The organism is Candidatus Poribacteria bacterium (assembly GCA_009839745.1).
In the GTDB taxonomy this organism is placed as follows: Bacteria; Poribacteria; WGA-4E; order WGA-4E; family WGA-3G; genus WGA-3G.
Genome location: VXPE01000133.1, coordinates 1 through 17985 on the forward strand (window position 1 = coordinate 1; position 17985 = coordinate 17985).

Genomic DNA, 17985 nt, shown 5'->3' on the forward strand with positions numbered 1-17985 from the left:
CTTTGTCAACAACTGAAATCCTCTGCGATATAAATCGCTACTGCGTAAGTCCTAAGAAAGTTATCGAATCCTTCAACTTACGTAAGCGCGCCAAAGACCTGCTGGAATGTGCAAAGCGAGCTGTCGAAATCTCGATCGAAAGAGACGAGCAAACTGCTATTGACTGGTTGGAATCTGTTTCACAGCACATCTCTTAAACTTTTGAACATAAGAACTTCTTCTGTTCTTCTGGCACTTGAGAACCCCTCCTCAATTTCCTGCCATACTTCAGGTGAAACACATCCAGCTGCTTTGCACGCGAAGATAAGTTCCATTGCCTCAATATACATGACATAGCAACCTAACTCCTCGTGTGAAATATTGAGCATGTCGTTGGTGATACCCAAAACCGAAAGCCATGTGTCGTGAATAGATTTCGTTGGTGGTTTAACAGATTCCCCTTCATCTGCTGCTGTGACGAATTCCCGTTGTGCCTTAAACCGCTGAACCATACATTGTAAATCCACACCATTGAAAATTTTCATTTGTTCCATACGCTCAACAACCGCTATTCGATTGTCCAATTCTCTGCTGAACTGATCTCCGAACTTAGAAAATCTAGGAGGATAGGAATTAGAATTCATATATCGGTAAATATCTTGATGTAGGTTTGTGTAGGGATCTTTTTCGATATCGGACTTCCAGCAGAGGTCAAGGTAAAGATCTCGGTATCGGTTGAGTCCCCGGTAGAGGTTTTGTGTGGGTGAGAAGTTTCGGTCGATACCTTGGTAGAGGTCTTGGTCGAGTTCTTGGTATAAATCTTGGCCCAGGTCAAGATAATGGTAGAATGCAAAGTCTTGGTCGCTACTCCGATCAAGTTCTAAGTCGTCATAGTCTGGGTCATCATAGTCTGGATCGTCATTGATAATATCGTCGATCTCTTCATAAATTTGGTTGAGCATCCATAGGGAAATGAATTGGCGGACGGCAAATAGTCGTCTGGTAATTTTGTTGTATTGATCATTTGGGCCATCTGTAATCTTTTCTGCCCATCGGAGCAGTCCTTCGAGTTCAGGGGTATCGATGTACTCAACGGCTTCCGCTTCCATTTCCAGAAGCAAACCGTCTGTTTTGCTCATCAGTCCAGCGGTGAATAAGAAGACTTCTCGCCACTGCCAATCATATAAATGCTTACTCACCAAATCCTCAATTAAAGGTTTGTCTCCTGCGATGCGATTCGCTGTTAAATACTCCTGAAATGTTAAATGGAGGAAAGAGTAGATACCATTAGCCCTTTCAACGAAAAGCCCTGGATCAACAAGAAGTGCGTCTAAGATCCCGGAAGCATCAAATTCTGAGGATGTATCTGTCCTCCGTTGGTAGAAGTTTTGAATCTGATCGATGAGTTCGTCCTCATTGAAAACAAGACGGTCTGCTTTAAAGTTCTCTGCTGCAATTTCAGAAAGTAGCTCCTTTACAGTCGGGATAGCCAAATACGGACTCATTGGTGGGTCTCTACGAACACCTTTCTCTGCTGTCCACTTTTTGAGAAAAATGTTAAGAATTTTTCTATACAGAATCGCTTCATTCGATGGAAATTCTTGTGAGTCTTCATAAACCTGGCACAACAGCGCGAGTGATAAAGGATTCTGTGCTAATTCTTTTATTGCTCGATGCTCTGAGGCATTCAATGCTTGCCAACACTGTTGGGCAGTTTTCATCTTTCGATTGGACGCTGATGCAAACCAATTGTTGATGTAAGTCTGAATCTGCGAATCATCAAGATCTGCCATCTCCACGTCAGTAAAACGTGTAAACCCGCTCGTATATGCCGCTATACGGCAAGAGGCAATAAAACGATTTTGGCTATATCGATCGACGAAATCTCCAATTTTACTAATGACGTTGTTAACCTTTGGCTTTGGCACCTCGTCAAGACCATCAAAAAGTCAGGACTTACGCAAATGGATCAAATATCGGACATTTGGACACAAAAAAGCAGCATTTATCATCTTTTTAACCCCCTAAATCCCCCTTATCAGGGGGACTTTAAGAAGTAGTGCGTAAGTCCTAAAAGTATTAGCAGCTCACCCGCTTCCAACTTAGCGTTCGCTATCCGCTCAGGACAGGGATAGCCACATACCTTAAACTCCTCGGTAATCCATGCCTCAATATCAATCGAATCCTCGGTGAATCTCTTCAGTTCAAGAAAAACGGGAATGCATTGATGTTCAAAGTTTCCATCCTCTCCTTTCAGCGCCTCAAGTCCAACCTTGCGGAGAAAGGTCGATTTCCCGACACCGGGACCTCCGAGCACCATCAGATACTGCTCGTTAGTGGCAACCCTCATCGCGCCTTGGCGTTTATCTGAAGTTGAAGTGAAATACTCTCTACCTTTCTGTAGAAATACCTTTCCAACATCTTCGGTAGAGTTATGCTTTGTTGCTTTCCTTTTAGCTAGGAACTGAACGGTTACATAAACGTCGTCAAGCGATCTCTGTACTTCCATTCCAACGCAAAAGACTTGGAGCTGACCGTGACGTTTCTTATAGGGGGTATTGTAGTCGTGAGAGGCGTTCTTTGAGTTTTGATGTCTGTTCTTAACGCGCTCCAAGACCTCTTTTGAAAATACTGAAAGCACCTTTGTTAAAATCCATATTACAATCTTACTCATTGCTTACATCCTTGTTCTAACCAGGGTCAATGTAAGTCGAACGAAAATCTATGAGAAATCACAACTGATCCGACAAGTTCCACTCTTACGAATTATACCACATCCGGTAAGGCAAATACTAATCCAGATTGACAAGAGATAAAATGGCATTTTGGGGTGTGTAAATATTTTGGCAGTCGGTTTTCAGAAAGAGGGTTTTTAGGTTTGTGAGAATGTGTAAATATTTTGCCGATAGTTTTCTGGATTTCGGTTTTTCGCGGATTGGGAAATACTTTGCACAGAAAACTAACAGTCTATGCTACATGCAATACTTTGCACAGGCTAACAGCCTATGCTACAGTTTCACAGAGGACAGATGCTTAGCGGGTGTATCTTCAATCACCAGACGACTCTCAAGCGCGTTCAACAGAGAGCTAAACGTACCTAATAATTGTGTAGCATCCTCATTAGAGAGCATATTTGAAAGCGTTTCGGTATCAATGCCAATTCGTTTGGAAAGTTCGGAAACCCCACCTTGCGATTCTATAAAGATCCGAAGTTCCTTCAGGAAAAAAGACAAATCACCGTCAGCACGGTATTCCTCCAATGTCAATTGGAGATAGTCAATTGCTGCCTCCCGATCATTAGCAAGTCTTTTAATTTGATACTCGCGCCAGTTCCCCATTTCTCTCATCGGCGTGTCTCCTTCGTTCCATACCCACTATACCATGATAGATAGATCGTTTGTTGATTGATAATTATACTTCATTTTCTATTGGAAACGCAAGGTCTATTTGCAATTTCGGAATTGCACAGATAATTGTAGTTGACATGCTTACGCTTTTCCTATAAAATATATCCTATACAACTTACAGATGCGTTTTGACAACTGCCGATTGATTTGGAGAGGAGATCATAACATAAAATGGCTAATAACGTTTTTCCACCAGCAGAAACTGCCTATCCCATAGAGAATGCGCACGTCAACAGTTTAGAGACCTATCACGCACAATACGCCGAATCTATTCAATATCCGGAGGCATTTTGGGCAACGGTCGCGGAACGATTGACGTGGTATCAGAAATGGAATACGGTCCGCGATTACGATTTTATCAATGCTGAGATTAAATGGTTCGAAGGCGGCACACTGAACGCTTGCTATAATTGCCTCGACCGACATATAGAAGCCGGGCACGGGGATGCAACCGCCATTATCTGGGAAGGGAACGCTCCATCTGAGGATAAAACCTTCAGCTACAGTGAACTCCTTGCTGAGGTCAAAAAGTTTGCCAATGTCTTGAAAGCACAAGGTATTGAAAAAGGCGATCGCGTCTGTATCTATTTGCAGATGGTGCCGGAGTTGGCAATCGCGATGTTAGCGTGTGCAAGGATTGGTGCTGTGCATTCTATCGTCTTCGGCGCATTTTCAGCGGAATCCCTCCGAGACAGGATTAACGACTCGGAATGTAAACTGTTGATTACGCAGGACACCGCAATGCGGGGCCCCCGTAGCGATATACCGATGAAGGCAAACGCAGATGCCGCGGTGGCAGAATGTCCCTCTATTGAAAAAGTTGTCGTCGTGGAGCGCACTGGAGATGCCGTCGATTTTGATGTTTCGCGAGATATTTGGTGGCATGAAGCGATGGCGAACGCCGATACAGACTGCGAACCCGCAGTTATGAATGCGGAAGACCCGCTTTTTATCCTGTACACCTCCGGCTCGACGGGTCAACCGAAAGGCGTTCTGCATACAACGGGCGGTTATCTTGTCTATACCTCCTACACCCACCAGCAGGTTTTTGACTACCACGAAGGCGATGTCTACTGGTGCACAGCCGATATAGGCTGGATTACCGGGCATTCTTACATTATTTACGGTCCACTCGCCAATCGTGCGGTCAGTGTCATGTTTGAAGGGGTGCCAAACTATCCCGACTTCGGACGCTTTTGGCAGGTCGTTGAGAAGCATAACATTAATATCTTCTACACTGCCCCGACAGCACTGCGGGCGCTGATGAAAGAAGGCGATACATGGGTCGAAAAATATGACAGATCCACGCTCAGACTCCTCGGCACAGTCGGCGAACCGATCAAAGAACCGGAGTGGCTGTGGTATTACAATATCGTCGGTGAAGAGCGGTGCCCCATCGTGGATACATGGTGGCAAACCGAAACGGGTGGGATTTTGATGACCCCGCTGCCTGCCGCAACACCGTTGAAACCCGGCTCGGCGACCTTCCCATTCTTTGCAATTGAACCCGTGATACTTGATGAAGAGGGTAACGAAGTAGAAGGGAACCCAGCAACCGGCTATTTGTGCATTAAAACGGCGTGGCCCGGTATCATGCGAACCGTCTACGGCGACCATGAACGGTTTTTGGACACCTATTTCCGCAGGTTCCCCGGCTACTATATGACAGGCGATGGGGTCCTACGCGATGAAGATGGTTATTATTGGATTACAGGACGCGTGGACGATGTTCTGAACGTCTCTGGACACCGATTAGGCACAGCAGAGGTCGAAGGCGCGATCGGACAACACGAGGCAGTCGCAGAAGCCGCAGTCGTCGGTTACCCACACGACATCAAGGGACAAGGCATCTATGCGTATGTTACGCTCATGACGGGCGAATCTGAATCTGATGCCGTAGAAACGGGGATCAAACAGGCAGTCCGACAACAGATCGGACCTATCGCCACACCTGACAAGATTCAGTTTACCCCGGCACTGCCAAAGACGCGATCGGGCAAGATTATGCGGCGGATCCTCCGCAAAATCGCGGAAGGCGACATCTCTGACCTCGGTGATACTTCCACCCTTGCTGATCCGACAGTGGTTGATGATTTGGTTGAAGGGAGACGATAATTGGCTTCAGCAGAAAAGATAGTAAATGAATTAAAAAAGCAGGAGATCACGCACGCTGTTGGTGTTCCAGATAACGGCAGTGCCCTGATTTATGAACGCTTACGAGCAGAGCCTGATATTGAAGTCATCACGGTCACCCGTGAAGGAGAAGCGTTTGCCATTGCATCAGGGTTATACGTTGGTGGCAAAAAGCCTGTTATTATCATCCAAAATACCGGATTCTTGGAATCAGGCGATGCGATCCGAGGCACTGTTGTCAACATGCAGGTGCCAGTGGTGGTATTCATTGGATATCGGGGGTATCACAATCGAGATAAAGATGGACAATGGGTGGATTCTGTAGCGACTTTCCTTGAACCGACGTTGAAAGCGTGGAACCTCCCTTATGAAATGCTTGAAACCGACTCGGATGTTCCCCGCATTGCGAGCGCGTTTGAACAGGCAACAGAGACTTCGCTACCCACAGCCGTGCTTTTGATCGGACATGCAACATAATGGGGTGTGTCCAGAGTGTGGGTCGCCCCAAAGTGTCGTAGTCGCATAAACTTCTATGGATAAGGGTTCTGGGATTAAAATAGAGACACGATAACGTCAAAAAGGCTACATTTATTGTTGTTTTTTTCTAAAATGTATGTTAGAATTCCATATTATATCGGTTTTTTCGTGAAATTTCGCTTTTTTTTAAACATTTTACTTGACAAAACGTTTTAACATAATGTATCATTAATTTTTGTTTTATCAAAATTCTATAATAAGGAGAGGAGAAAGATGGAAGCCGAGTATTTCGGTGAAACAGCAAGTATTGAAAGTGTTGATCCATACATGGAGGCAACATATCCACCAGATGAGACAGAACCCTCGGAAAGTTATAAAGGTAGCGATCAGAGTGCTTTAACGAGTTGGCTTCGGAGCGTGGCAGGTCACCGTCTGTTAACCCGTGAGGAAGAAGTTCAATTGGCAAAACGGATTGAAGCTGCAGAGGCTAAAGCATTAGACGAACTCTTAGATGTCTTAGTGGCAGTAGACCTATTATCTCGCGAGAAGAGAGAACAACCGGCAGAACGGATTGAAGCTGCAGAGGCTGAAGCGTTAGACGAACTCTTAGATGCCTTAGTGGAAGTAGACCTATTATCTCGTGAGCAGAAAGAGCAACTGGCAGAACAAATTGAAGCTGGCAGGAGCGAGGCAAGAAAAGCACTGGTAAGCGAAATACAAGACGCATTGGTGAAACGCGACGCATTATCTGAGAAAGGAAAAGAGGCACTGGCGAAACGGATTCGGGCTGCCGAGCACGAAGCGCGGAATGCAAGAGATGAACTTGTCCAAGCCAACCTACGGCTCGTTATTTCCATCGCAGTTAAATACCAGGGTCACAATGTTCCACTCGAGGATTTGATTCAGGAAGGAAACATCGGACTGATTAAAGCAGCCAGCAAGTTTGACTATCAGAAGGGCTTTAAATTCAGCACGTACGCAATTTGGTGGATTAAACAGGCGATTATGCGGACGCTTGACAATTTTTCCCGTTCCATTCGATTACCTTCCTACGTCGTCGCAAAAATGAACAAGTTCGATGCTGTCTACGCAACGTTGTGTCAAGAACTACAACGCGAGCCGCGGCGCGATGAAATCGCAGACGCTTTAGATTTGACAGTGAAACAGGTCGAAGAAATTCTAACGTTTAATGCTGATACCATCTCAATGGATTTACCCCTGAGCGACGAACGGTCTGCTGCGACGTTAGGCGACTTAATCGAAGACCCAATTACGAGTGGAGAAGACGGTCCCATCGTAGAAATGATTAATAAGGACCTGACCGCCCAATTTCTCAAAAGACTCCCAGAGCGCGAACAAAGAGTCTTGAGAATGCGCTTCGGACTTGAGGACGGAGAACGGAAGACACTCCGAGAAATCGGGGTTGCTTTGCAGGTTACCCGCGAACGCGTCCGTCAACTGGAAATAGATGCGATCAAACGCTTGTGTGCGCTTTATGATGAGATGGGCGAATTTCGGTCAAAATCTCAATATCGAGCCGCATAACACCCCGCATGGAAGGCAATTATGAAGAATTTATTGAAGAAGATCAAAGGAACTGAAACCCCTTTGCTGACAGTCACAGAAGCCGCACAAGAGAAGATTCAGGCGGTGATAGAAACGGAAGAGGTTGAAGTTGAAGGACTTCGCATCAGTATTCAAGGCAAAACAGCCACCGCTTTCCAATATAGTCTTGGCTTAGCGACGGAAGCACAAGCGGATGACATTGTTATCGCGTGTGAGCATTTCAATGTACTCGTTGACGCCGAAAGCGCGCCTGACCTTGAAGGGGCTGTGATTGATTATGTCGATGACCTGAATTCGAGTGGATTCAACATTGAAAATCCAAACACACCCACGTGGGACAATCCAAAAGCACAAGAGGTTCAGAAGCTGATTGACGAACGGATTAATCCAGCTGTAGCGGCACACGGTGGGCAGATAGAGCTCCTGAACGTCGAGGACGATGCTATTTACATTCACATGGGTGGGGGTTGCCAAGGCTGCGGCATGGCAAATGTTACCCTCAAACACGGTATTGAGGCGATGATTCAAGAGGTCTTTCCTGAGATTAAGCACGTGATTGACACGACCGATCACGCTGCTGGAGATAACCCGTATTATTCCGAAGGTAGGTAATAACGGACATGCATGACGGGCGGATGTTACCATCCGCCCGTTCTGTTTTTAACCCGATACAACGCGCGCACCCACATTGTTTGCATACGTAACAAAACAGGAACCCCCCTCCGGAAGTGTTTTGAGGAAGGTTTCGGTGTCCCGCTTTAACCCGTCAATATCGTCACCTACCACGCAGATTGCCGATCCCCAACTGCTAACGCCCGCCCCGAACGCGCCGCACTCGCGTAAGAAATCAAGCGTCAATTGAAGTTCGGTGCCTTGTGCGTCAATTTCCACTTTTTTCCACCCAAACGTTTGAATTTGATTTAAGGCTTTGCCGAAGGCGGACATATCTCCTTCGACCAGGGCAGGGAGTACTTGCATCAACAGGATGTGTGAAAGTTTCTGTGCCACCCATTCCGGTTGTGGACAGAGCGTTTGAAACAACTCGATCTCTTTGTCACCATAAATCCGAGAACAGTTCGGCATGACAATGAGTAACGGCACTTCTGGGAACGAATAACGGAGTAAGACCGGGGGAGGAGAAATGTCGCCAAGGGCAGAAGAAGGCAGGAACGATGCCTTCTGTTCTGGGAAACGATGGCCGCCATCAACAATGAAACCCCCTGTTTGAAATGCCGCAATACCAATACCTGACGTGCCACCGCGTCCGACAACTTTTGCCAATTCTTGCACATCTAACCCAAGGTCGTATAGCAGATTAACTGCCTGTGCAATACCCAGAGAAAGTTGCGTTCCAGACCCGAATCCACAGTGCATCGGGATTTCAGAGTGAAATGTTAATTTAATGCCGGGAAACCGATAGTTGTCTTGCAGCCGCTTCAGGACCGCAGCTGTCCGATCACGATATACAGAAGAGGGGAGATGAATGCCGGTTGCCTGTTCAGCAACAATTTGGAAATTGGGCTTAGCAATTGCGAGACCGAACCCGCCATCAACCCGTCCCAACACACCGTTCAAATCAAGCAGAGAAAAGTGTAAGCGGGACGGAGTGGTAATTTTGACGTGGTGCATAGTTGTGTCGGATTGATGCGGACTTTCCGTAGATTAGCCAATATCCTCGCCATTATCCCCATTGCGTCTGACATCTCGCTCGATTAAACCGTCACGAATGTGGAGGACGCGTTTGGCATGTTCAGCGACTTCAGGTTCGTGTGTGACCATGATGATGGTATTCCCCTCATCATTCAAACGGTTGAAAATCGCCATAATTTCGGTGCCAGAACGGGTATCCAGGTTACCTGTCGGTTCATCAGCAAAGATCATTGAGGGTCTATTGACTAAAGCCCGTGCGATCGCCACACGCTGAATTTGGCCACCAGACAATTCTGTTGACTTGTGATCGACGCGATCGGCTAAACCGACTGCCTCCAAAGATTCAAATGCGCGCCGTTTGCGCTCTTTTCTGCCCAAACCGGAGTAAATCAGCGGTAATTCGACATTGTTGAGAGCACTCGTTCGGGGCAGCAGGTTAAACGACTGAAACACAAAACCGATCTTTTTATTCCGAATGTCAGCCAGCCGATTATCGGAAAGGCGCCCTACCTCTTCACCTTCAAGGAAATAATCACCCGATGTCGGTGTCGCGAGACACCCCAGAATATCCATCATCGTTGATTTCCCCGAACCGGAGGGTCCCATAATCGCAATAAATTCGCCTTGTGTTACAGTGAAGGTTACGCCTCGCAAGGCATGTACCTGCACATCGCCCATTTGATAGACTTTCGTCAAATCTCGTACATCTATTAACACAGCGTTTCCTCCTTAATCTTATGAAGGTAAAGCAATACACAAAAAATACAATTAAGCACGTTGAGGTTGACTTATTTGTCCTCTTCTTCCTCGAGAGGATCTTCTTGTCCTTTTGTCAGTTCTTGCATAGAAGGCACGAAAACGCGGTCGCCTTCCTTCAAACCGCCAGTGATTTGAAAGTGGGTGTTATTGCGTTGTCCGATGGTAATATGCGTTTTGACACCTTTTTGCTCTTTGTTATCCTTGTTGGATTCACCCGTATCTAACATAACAAAATACTGCCGCTCGCTACTGACTTCGGCTTCTATATCGGAGAGCACATTTTGTTCAGAGATAACAATGGAGATCTCAGTTGGACCGTTCTTCAAGCCTTTCTGCGACCCTTCGAGTAAGATTTCAAGATTACCACGCGTTGCCTCTGGCGCAATCTCGCCGATGCGTCCATCAAACTCGTTCCCGATCAAATTCCGGATTTTAAGTGTTTGATTCTCCTGAAATTGTCCAAGATCCGTGGGATTCACCTTCGCCTTAACAGTAAAAACCTTTGGACTCAGCACAGCGGGTATTGGCAGTTGAAGGATATCGGATTCTTCAAACACAATGATGTCAACATCCGCAGACATGCCGGGTAGGAGTTCGGGTGGTGAACCGATAACCTCTACATCTACCTCGAAAGTGATGACAGAGCTCTGATTCTGGGTACCCCGAGGGGTCGCACTCGGTGAAATCTCGCTGACCCGCCCCGGAAAGACCTGTCCAGGATAACTATCAACGCTGATTTCAGCGCGTTGATCTTCCTTTATTTTGCCGATTTCTACCTGATTTATCTGGGTTCTGACGATCATCTGATCGAGGTCAGCAATGCGCATGATGGCATCGCCACGGGAAAAAGCGGAACGCCCCGAAGTAATGATTTCACCCTCTTCGACGGTGAGGCGCGTAACCGTGCCAGCTATAGGTGCTATGACTGTCGTCCATTCGTAGCGCTCTTGTTGAGACTCCAGTTGGCTTTGTGCCTGAAGCAAACTCGCCGCCGCACCGACTTTCGCATGTCTGGTGAGTTCCTTCTCTTCTTCAGTCGTTTCCTCTAATTGACGAAGGCGTGTGCGAGCGTTCTCCAACTCCGCTTCCAATTGCTTTTTCCGTGCCTCTTCCGATTCTTTAAGGGTCAGAACATTCTTTTTATTTAGCTCAAGGGTGGATTCTCGACTCGAAATCGCTTCTTTCCGGACATTGATGTTTTCTTCTTGGGACTTAATGGTTTCTTCCTGGGATTCCACCTCTTTTTGTGCGTTTTCATATTGCGATGTCGCCCCAGCGAGTTGATTTTGTGATTCCTCTAATGTGCGTTTTGAAACTAATTTTTTATTAAACAGTTCTTGATTTCGATTGTACTCGGACTCCGCTGTGTTGAGGGCTACCTTCGCCGAGCCAACACTCGTTTTCGCCCGATCCAGCATTAAGTTTGCCTGTGATAACGCGATCTCAGCCTGTTTTAAACCGATCTGATCGCGGTTGAGGTCAATCTGTGTTGTTGCGACCTGTGTTTCTGCTTCGGTCAGCCGTTGCTGTGTTGTTGCGACAAATGAATCTAAGGTGGCCTGTGCGACGGCAACAGAGTTGTGGGCTTGAGCGAGACTGCTCTCTTGTTGTTTTTCGGTAATTTGAATTTGGAGTTCTGCCTGTTGAAGTTGGGCTTTTCGAGCATCGCGATTCGCCGCGGCTTGTTTCCGTTGCTCCAGAATTTGCTCATCATCAATTCGAAGCAACGGATCCCCTATTTCAACTTTGTCGCCTTCATCGATGAAAATCTCAACGATTTCACCTTCAACGTTCGAGCGGACATCCACTTCAAGGAAGGACCGCAGATTTCCAGACTCACGCACCCGAACGAGAAATTCGCCACGCCGCACGATTTCCTGTTTTTCCTCAGTTTCCTTCTTACTTTGACCAAAACTGAAGTCCATCCGAGTCGCACCGATTGCCCCAACAGCGATGACAACTAAGGCAATGACGCCGATGATAATCCACTTTTTCCGGTTTTTCATGGCTACTGTAAGACTCCCATTGCATCCTGTAAGCGGGTTTGTGTGATTTTGTAATCGTAGAACGTATTCACCTCATCCGTCAACGCCTGCGCGTAGCTGGTTTGGGCATCAAGGAGTTCAAGCAAGATGGCTTTGTCAACATCAAAACGTCCTTGAATCACGTCCAAACTGAGCCGAGCGTTTACAACCTGTGTTTTGGAAATATCCACAGCGGCTTCACTGCGCTTAAGATTGAGATACGTTTGCCGGACATCTAACGCGACGGAACGTTCTAAGTCGCTTGCGTTTTCACGGGTTTGTTCTAATTGCATCGCTAACTCTTTGACGCGGTTTCCCAAAATCCCACCGTCAAAAAACGTGAAATTGAGTGAGACACCTGCGCTCCAACTGCGGAAGTCAGAGAAATTCTCACGCTCACGGAGGTAATCGTCGAGGTTAACGTTGTAGTCAACATCCGCATTCAGACGGGGCCAGCGTTGTAATTTCGCCAGCGTTAACGCCCATTCTTGTGATCTCAATTGCGATTCGGTTTCTTTAAATTCTGGACGATTGTCAAGTGCTATCTGGATAGCTTCCTCGACAGGTATCTCTATTCTTTCAATGGTCCCACGTTGCTGATATAACCGATACGACTCATCTGCCGCAACGGTAATGAGCACACCCGGGTCTAAACCGAGGAGACGTGGTAACCGGGCTTTTGCGACTTGAAGTAAATTTTGGTTATTTAGCAGCGTTAACCTATTATTTCCCTCTCGCACCTCTGCAGTCGCTATATCTGCTGGAATGAGTGAACCTGCCTCTACAAAATCCTTAGTGCGTTGCGTGTTCTCTTGTGCTCTCGCCAAATTTTGCTCACTCACTTCAACCAACGCCTGATACTGGAGGACATCATAGTAGGCTTCTGTGATCTGCAAAATTAGACTCTGTTTGATCCCTTCATTGCGGCTCACAGTGGCGTTCAGTGATTCTTTTGCCTGTGCGAACCCGCCCTCGCGTTGACCATTGTCCCAAATTGTGTATTGTGCACCCAATCCTAAATTGTAGTTTTCAGGTTCAAATCCGAAGTCGATTCGGTCAGAAAAATCGTAAGCACCTGTTGAAAAAATACGTGGAAAATAGTCAGCGCGCGCAGTGTTTACCCGAAGTTCTTGGATAGCAAGATTCAAGCGCGCATTTCGCATACTTGTTGATTTTTCTAAGCCGACTTGGATACATTGTTCGAGTGTCAAAGCCTGGGTTAAGTCGACTTCGGTGGCAGGTCCCTGGGCACTCAGGGAAAAAACGACTGCAAACTGAACAGCGAGAATGAATTTTAAGAGTAAACTTCGGAAACCTGAACGGTGTGTTTCTTTAAACTTTGACAAAACAATGAACATAACTTTCCCGTGAATCATTAACGTCTCCTTGTCCGTTTCAACATTCGTAGGCGTGCTTCCCGGGGGACGCCTGATGTCGGTTTTAACACTTTCTAACAGGAAGTTTTGGCAACCCATGCGTTTCGCCAAAACCGTATTATAAATTGCAGCATCTCTGTGAGCCTCTCCAATTTTGCCCAACCCTTCTGCTGCGAATCCGTGCTCGGAATTTCTAACAGTGGGTTTTCAGACAAGACAGGCTCCAAAATTTTATAACGTTTAAATTTTAACTTTCAAGGCACGCCAAAAAAATGTGTTTATAACATTTTGACGCAGTTTCTTGATAAAAGTTTAGACATTTTAACCCCTAAAGAGGTTCTTTTTTCTTGCAATTATCCAGAATGCCTGTTAAACTATTACCAAATTAGAGGTGCTAAAATACCTACTTTGGATGGAAAACATGTCAAGGCAGAAAATTATTTTTATTCCCATTTCCATTTGTGTCGCATTGGCTATTTTCGTGTCTACACCCGGACTCTCGGCTGTTTCCAACACATACTGGCTAATTGTGGACGCAACACCCGAGGCGCGGGCACATGAAGTCGTCAACACACTGATTGAACTCCTAACGACCCGCGGGAAAGTACCGAGTGAGCAGATTCACCATGTGGAAGGTGACAGTGCTACCGCTGAAGAGATCCATGCTATGCTTCAGGAAATTGGGAGACAAACAACCGTTCAGGATACTCTGTTTTTTCTATATCACGGGCGGGTTACCAAGCCAAGAGGCATGAACGCCATGCATCTGCTGACATCGGGAGATGAACAAGGTATCCAAGATGCCACCCTCAACGACTGGTTCAGGGAGACAGGCACAAAGGACACCGTTGTTATTATTGATGGTTACACAGAGGATAGGAACCTAAACGCCTACTATGCCAACCGTGAGACGCTCGGCACTGCTGCGCTCAACTCGATCCAATCGGCAGAAAGAGCAAACGCAACAGTCCTCCTTCAGCAATTCCACGATACGCTTACTGTAGATACAACCGATACAAACGACAATCGGCAACTCAGTGTTATAGAAAGCTACGAGTTGTTGCGAACCCATCCCGAGTTCATAGACGGAATTCTGGCACCAACGGGTGATGTCGAAATGGCACTCCTCAAACTCAGTCCTGCGCTTAAGGTTCTAACATTTCCCGAAGGCGCAGATATTTCCATCAACGATGTAGAGGTCGGCAGCACCCCCAAACTCATCACAGAAAATCTGCAACAAGGCACCTCCACTGTAACCGTGAAGAAAGCGGGATACGTCATTCCGCCGCCTAAAACCGTTGAACTGCAATTAGAACTTGGAGAATCCGCCCATGTTGCTTGGGCACTTGAGCCTATTGCTATTCACGGAACCGTTATAGGCGTTTCGGATGAATCACCTGCCGATGCTGTTGTTTGGATTGATGAAACCCCGCATCAACAAGTCGTGGAAGCGGATGGGATCTACCGTTTTGATGAATGGAAAAATTCAGATGTATTGCGTCTCGGTGAAACTTACGCACTCTATGTGAAACAGGGTGACCTGAATTACGGTTTGGCAACTTTCACATTTGACGGCTATACCGATATAGCACAACCCCTGCAGCTTGTGAAGCGAACGTGGTTTGAAGTGGCACAAATTGAGTTCGACAGGCATAACCATCAAGGGGCTGTCACTGCGTTTCAGAACGGGATTGAACGCACAAGCGATTTCCCACAAATGTCCCCCGATTTAACAGTCTTACTCCTCAGCTCCTTCGCTGACGCCGTAGAGAAACAAGACGTTCAGGATGTTACCTACCTCGTCGTTACAGCGAAACTTGCCGACCAGCACGGTCAGCCCGAGCTTGCCAAAAAGTATTGGGAAGAGGTGAAAGTAAAAGCAGAAAAGGGGAGCCCCGCCGCTAAACTCGCAAGCCAGCGACTCTGGCAGCTGAATCGTGGACGCTATCTCTTGAATATCGGCTTGATTGTGTTGCTGGTTGTTCTGTTGGCATCAGGGGCATGGACGTTTTTTAGGTTCCGAAAATCCAAGCGCGCCGTCTCGGAATCTTAAAATTACAAGATGTTTTCAGCGAAAAGTTCTTCCAATACGACTGTCGCATACCCACCCGCAGGCAGCGTAAAACTGAGACAGACCCCTTGATCGTCGACAGCAGACACCGCGTGCAATTGCATCAGCATCCGTAGGGGTCTACGCGTCCCCGGTAAACGGATACCGACTACCTTACGGAAGGCTTCAAATCGAACCCCGTCATCTGAAAGGAGCGATGTCTCCAGCGCGAGCACGTCGCCAGTTGGCAGACGCATCTTATATCCGAAAATCGGACCGGAAGGACTAATTTCAAAGGCATCTGCGCGGGGTTGCTCAACGGTGGCCTCCGTGACGAGAAAAGGGGCACCGTTCTCGTGTTTTATAGCAATATCTCCATCAAGCAGGGTGCCGAAACACGGGGTTCGCATTTCTAAGACGCGGTTAAACAGGAACGCCTGATACGCCGACAAAAACAATTTACGCAGCCGATGTGGAATACACAGGACGGCTTTTTCCGGGGACTTCTTCGCTAATTCCCGTTGCAGACGGCGTGCGGTATCATCGACCTGTAGCGCGTCATCCGGGAGCATGTAACGCACCACTGCCTCCCAATCCGCCTTTACGAATGCCTTGCCAATCAGGTGTGAATCGTTTTTATTTCCAAACCGTTGTGCCCCAAAGCGATTCGGCACGCCTTCAGTTGCTAACCGCTGCATCGTCGATTCGATGCGAGGTAGGGCATCGTGCGGAATATCGCGGAGGGTTATCTGAAACCGATTGCCCCGAAGGTGTCCTGCCCGTAATTTATGGGGATGCCGTTCCGCCCAGAGCACTTCAATATCGGGGTGCTCAATTCTCAAAACCCGCGCCGGCAACACCCCTTCCACGGATAGCACTTGCGTCGTGACTGCGTTCTTATCCTTCAAACCCGCGTAACCAAACTGCTGACTGCGGATCTGTAAATCGCGTGCAATTCGGTTGATCGCCGCCAAGGTGCTGAGATTCCGTTTCCGAATCGCGAAAAAGGTATGCGTTCCTGTCTGGGCAGGTTCGTAGAGCGGTAGTTCCTCAACGATAAAATCTTCAGGTTCCTTAATCATCTTTTAATTATTCCTTGCGGATAAGTTTCGTCATCTGTTATTGGAAAGTTTTGATGTTATGAATTTTAATTGTTCCTGTGATTCCTATTATATCCCTTAGTCTCCCTTACATTATAGGCATCGTTAATCCCTTTGTCAAATCATGAAAAACGGAAATATTTCCTTGCCACGCGTGCTTAATTGTGGTATACTTAAGAGTGAAACACCAAAAAGGAGGGAATGATGGCTTACATAATTTGCGAACCGTGTGTCGATGTAATGGACACAGCGTGCGTTGATGTCTGTCCGGTCGATTGTATACACACCACCGAAGGCGAAAATCAACTTTACATTAACCCGGACGAATGTATCGACTGCGCGGCATGCGAACCCGCATGTCCGGTTGACGCGATCTCCATGCAAAGTGATGTCCCCAGCGAATGGGAACCGTTTATTGAGATAAACCGTAAATTTTTCGAGACCTTCGTTAAACCGGAGACGACGGACGAAGGTGCTGGTGACACCGGAAAAACCGCACAAGGGAAGCAACAAGGTATCCCAGAAGAATTTGCGCAAATACCTGAGGTCCCATCCGCAAGACTTCGCGCACCCTACAACGTCTTAACACTCCTCGCACAACCACTGCTCGGCGCCTTTTCAGCGAAGTTCAAAGCACGGCTTGAGGAGATGGCTGGCAATCCTGTTGTCTTTAGTTCCGCGGTATCAACAGGTATCAATAGCCTCATCAACTTGACGCTCTATCCGCTGATCCTCTTCTTCGTTGGACTTAAAGGACAAAGTGCGAACCTTTTTACGAGTGAAGGTAACCTGATGATTTTCTTAGGGATTATCATCGCTATTGTTGAAGGTATCTACCGCTTTAAAGACGAGTTCAATTCCGCAGTGGAACAACCGCGCTACGGGGCGGCTTTCTATGGATGGTTCCCATCCCTCATTGCAACCCCACTCCTCAGTGGTTGGCGTTCAGCCCTCACCGTTCAGCGAGAAGAAGAACGCAAAACAGTCCCCGGATCCGTCCTCACAAATGGTGAGATCTATTCTGACGACCTACGCGAGCGTTACAGACGCTACGGTATGGTAAATCGCGTTACAGAACTGACGGATCACTACGAGGTCGAGATCGAATTTCCGAGATGGGTCCCGAATTCAGTCGCCAAAGAAGAGAATGAACTCCCTGATAGAATGCCGGATTACGCCTATGAAGTCCAACTCAGTTCACCCTATCTTCCCGGTGAACCCCCCGCGCCTGAAAGTATTTTAACGGTTCAGACGCAATTGGAGGATCCGAGGTTTGCCGATGTTGTCGGTCGCACCAGTTCATTCCCGAACGGTTTCACAAACATCATGCCGATCTCAGGGCAGCCGGAAGATTTTCAGGCAACGTATCGGAATAAGGTCTTGACGATTATCGTCTCCAAAAGCGGCACCTGTGAAGCCCTCGGACTTGAACCAACGGCGCATTATGCCAAACTGAAGGGATAG

General features: G+C 47.2%; 15 protein-coding genes. 7 read left to right on the top strand and 8 right to left on the bottom strand.

All coding sequences use genetic code 11. The annotated features are described in order from the left end of the window. A partial coding sequence (locus tag F4X88_20765; protein MYA58714.1) for a hypothetical protein occupies nt 1–197 on the top strand: 197 nt, incomplete at its 5' end. Here F4X88_20765 and F4X88_20770 read toward each other — a convergent pair. From F4X88_20770 to F4X88_20780, 3 genes are all read right to left on the bottom strand, one after another. Beyond that, nucleotides 180–1907, bottom strand: a complete 1728-nt coding sequence (locus F4X88_20770; GenBank protein MYA58715.1) for a hypothetical protein — start codon at nt 1905–1907, stop codon at nt 180–182. The two genes, F4X88_20765 and F4X88_20770, sit on opposite strands and share 18 nt — an antisense overlap. Nucleotides 1908–2017: 110 nt before the next feature. Further along, nucleotides 2018–2653, bottom strand: coding sequence for a hypothetical protein (locus tag F4X88_20775; GenBank protein ID MYA58716.1), 636 nt, complete (start codon nt 2651–2653; stop codon nt 2018–2020). A gap of 334 nt (nt 2654–2987) precedes the next feature. Beyond that, complete coding sequence (locus F4X88_20780) at nt 2988–3326, bottom strand: hypothetical protein (protein ID MYA58717.1); 339 nt, start codon at nt 3324–3326, stop codon at nt 2988–2990. A 231-nt stretch (nt 3327–3557) separates the two neighbouring features. Here F4X88_20780 and acs point away from each other — a divergent pair, with 231 nt between their 5' ends. The 4 genes from acs (at nt 3558) to F4X88_20800 (ending at nt 8174) form a co-directional block, all read left to right on the top strand. Continuing rightward, nucleotides 3558–5501: an acetate--CoA ligase gene (acs, locus tag F4X88_20785; protein ID MYA58718.1), complete on the top strand. Its 1944-nt coding sequence runs from the start codon at nt 3558–3560 to the stop codon at nt 5499–5501. Next, nucleotides 5502–5996 carry a hypothetical protein gene (locus F4X88_20790; protein MYA58719.1) on the top strand — a complete coding sequence of 165 codons (495 nt, stop codon included), beginning with the start codon at nt 5502–5504 and terminating at the stop codon, nt 5994–5996. It begins immediately after the preceding gene. A gap of 273 nt (nt 5997–6269) precedes the next feature. Continuing rightward, on the top strand, nt 6270–7541 hold the full coding sequence (locus F4X88_20795) for a sigma-70 family RNA polymerase sigma factor (GenBank protein MYA58720.1): 1272 nt from the start codon (nt 6270–6272) through the stop codon (nt 7539–7541). 21 nt (nt 7542–7562) lie between these two features. Then, a complete protein-coding gene (locus tag F4X88_20800; protein MYA58721.1) occupies nt 7563–8174 on the top strand; it encodes an iron-sulfur cluster assembly accessory protein in 612 nt (203 codons plus the stop codon). Between the two features lie 48 nt (nt 8175–8222). Here F4X88_20800 and F4X88_20805 read toward each other — a convergent pair whose 3' ends face one another. From F4X88_20805 to F4X88_20820, 4 genes are all read right to left on the bottom strand, one after another. Then, complete coding sequence (locus F4X88_20805; GenBank protein ID MYA58722.1) at nt 8223–9191, bottom strand: beta-ribofuranosylaminobenzene 5'-phosphate synthase; 969 nt, start codon at nt 9189–9191, stop codon at nt 8223–8225. Between the two features lie 33 nt (nt 9192–9224). After that, a complete protein-coding gene (locus F4X88_20810) occupies nt 9225–9890 on the bottom strand; it encodes an ABC transporter ATP-binding protein (GenBank protein MYA58723.1) in 666 nt (221 codons plus the stop codon). Nucleotides 9891–10000: 110 nt separating this feature from the next. Further along, entirely contained in the window at nt 10001–11977 is a 1977-nt protein-coding gene (locus F4X88_20815; GenBank protein ID MYA58724.1) for an HlyD family efflux transporter periplasmic adaptor subunit, read from the bottom strand. A gap of 2 nt (nt 11978–11979) precedes the next feature. Beyond that, nucleotides 11980–13533 carry a TolC family protein gene (locus F4X88_20820; GenBank protein ID MYA58725.1) on the bottom strand — a complete coding sequence of 518 codons (1554 nt, stop codon included), beginning with the start codon at nt 13531–13533 and terminating at the stop codon, nt 11980–11982. A gap of 250 nt (nt 13534–13783) precedes the next feature. Between F4X88_20820 and F4X88_20825 the strand changes: the two genes are divergently transcribed. Next, nucleotides 13784–15424: a PEGA domain-containing protein gene (locus tag F4X88_20825; protein MYA58726.1), complete on the top strand. Its 1641-nt coding sequence runs from the start codon at nt 13784–13786 to the stop codon at nt 15422–15424. A 2-nt stretch (nt 15425–15426) separates the two neighbouring features. On the opposite strand, the gene truD is transcribed toward F4X88_20825, so the two are convergent. After that, a complete protein-coding gene (gene truD, locus F4X88_20830) occupies nt 15427–16503 on the bottom strand; it encodes a tRNA pseudouridine(13) synthase TruD (protein ID MYA58727.1) in 1077 nt (358 codons plus the stop codon). Nucleotides 16504–16725: 222 nt separating this feature from the next. Here truD and F4X88_20835 point away from each other — a divergent pair, with 222 nt between their 5' ends. After that, on the top strand, nt 16726–17985 hold the full coding sequence (locus tag F4X88_20835; GenBank protein ID MYA58728.1) for a ferredoxin family protein: 1260 nt from the start codon (nt 16726–16728) through the stop codon (nt 17983–17985).

Excerpts from the sequence above, each read along its gene's own strand:
- F4X88_20775 (MYA58716.1), bottom strand. The coding sequence starts at position 2,653 with ATGAGTAAGATTGTAATATGGATTTTAACAAAGGTGCTTTCAGTATTT.
- F4X88_20780 (MYA58717.1), bottom strand. The coding sequence starts at position 3,326 with ATGAGAGAAATGGGGAACTGGCGCGAGTATCAAATTAAAAGACTTGCT.
- acs (MYA58718.1), top strand. The coding sequence starts at position 3,558 with ATGGCTAATAACGTTTTTCCACCAGCAGAAACTGCCTATCCCATAGAG.
- F4X88_20795 (MYA58720.1), top strand. The coding sequence starts at position 6,270 with ATGGAAGCCGAGTATTTCGGTGAAACAGCAAGTATTGAAAGTGTTGAT.
- F4X88_20800 (MYA58721.1), top strand. The coding sequence starts at position 7,563 with ATGAAGAATTTATTGAAGAAGATCAAAGGAACTGAAACCCCTTTGCTG.
- F4X88_20805 (MYA58722.1), bottom strand. The coding sequence starts at position 9,191 with ATGCACCACGTCAAAATTACCACTCCGTCCCGCTTACACTTTTCTCTG.
- F4X88_20810 (MYA58723.1), bottom strand. The coding sequence starts at position 9,890 with ATGGGCGATGTGCAGGTACATGCCTTGCGAGGCGTAACCTTCACTGTA.
- F4X88_20815 (MYA58724.1), bottom strand. The coding sequence starts at position 11,977 with ATGAAAAACCGGAAAAAGTGGATTATCATCGGCGTCATTGCCTTAGTT.
- F4X88_20825 (MYA58726.1), top strand. The coding sequence starts at position 13,784 with ATGGAAAACATGTCAAGGCAGAAAATTATTTTTATTCCCATTTCCATT.
- truD (MYA58727.1), bottom strand. The coding sequence starts at position 16,503 with ATGATTAAGGAACCTGAAGATTTTATCGTTGAGGAACTACCGCTCTAC.
- F4X88_20835 (MYA58728.1), top strand. The coding sequence starts at position 16,726 with ATGGCTTACATAATTTGCGAACCGTGTGTCGATGTAATGGACACAGCG.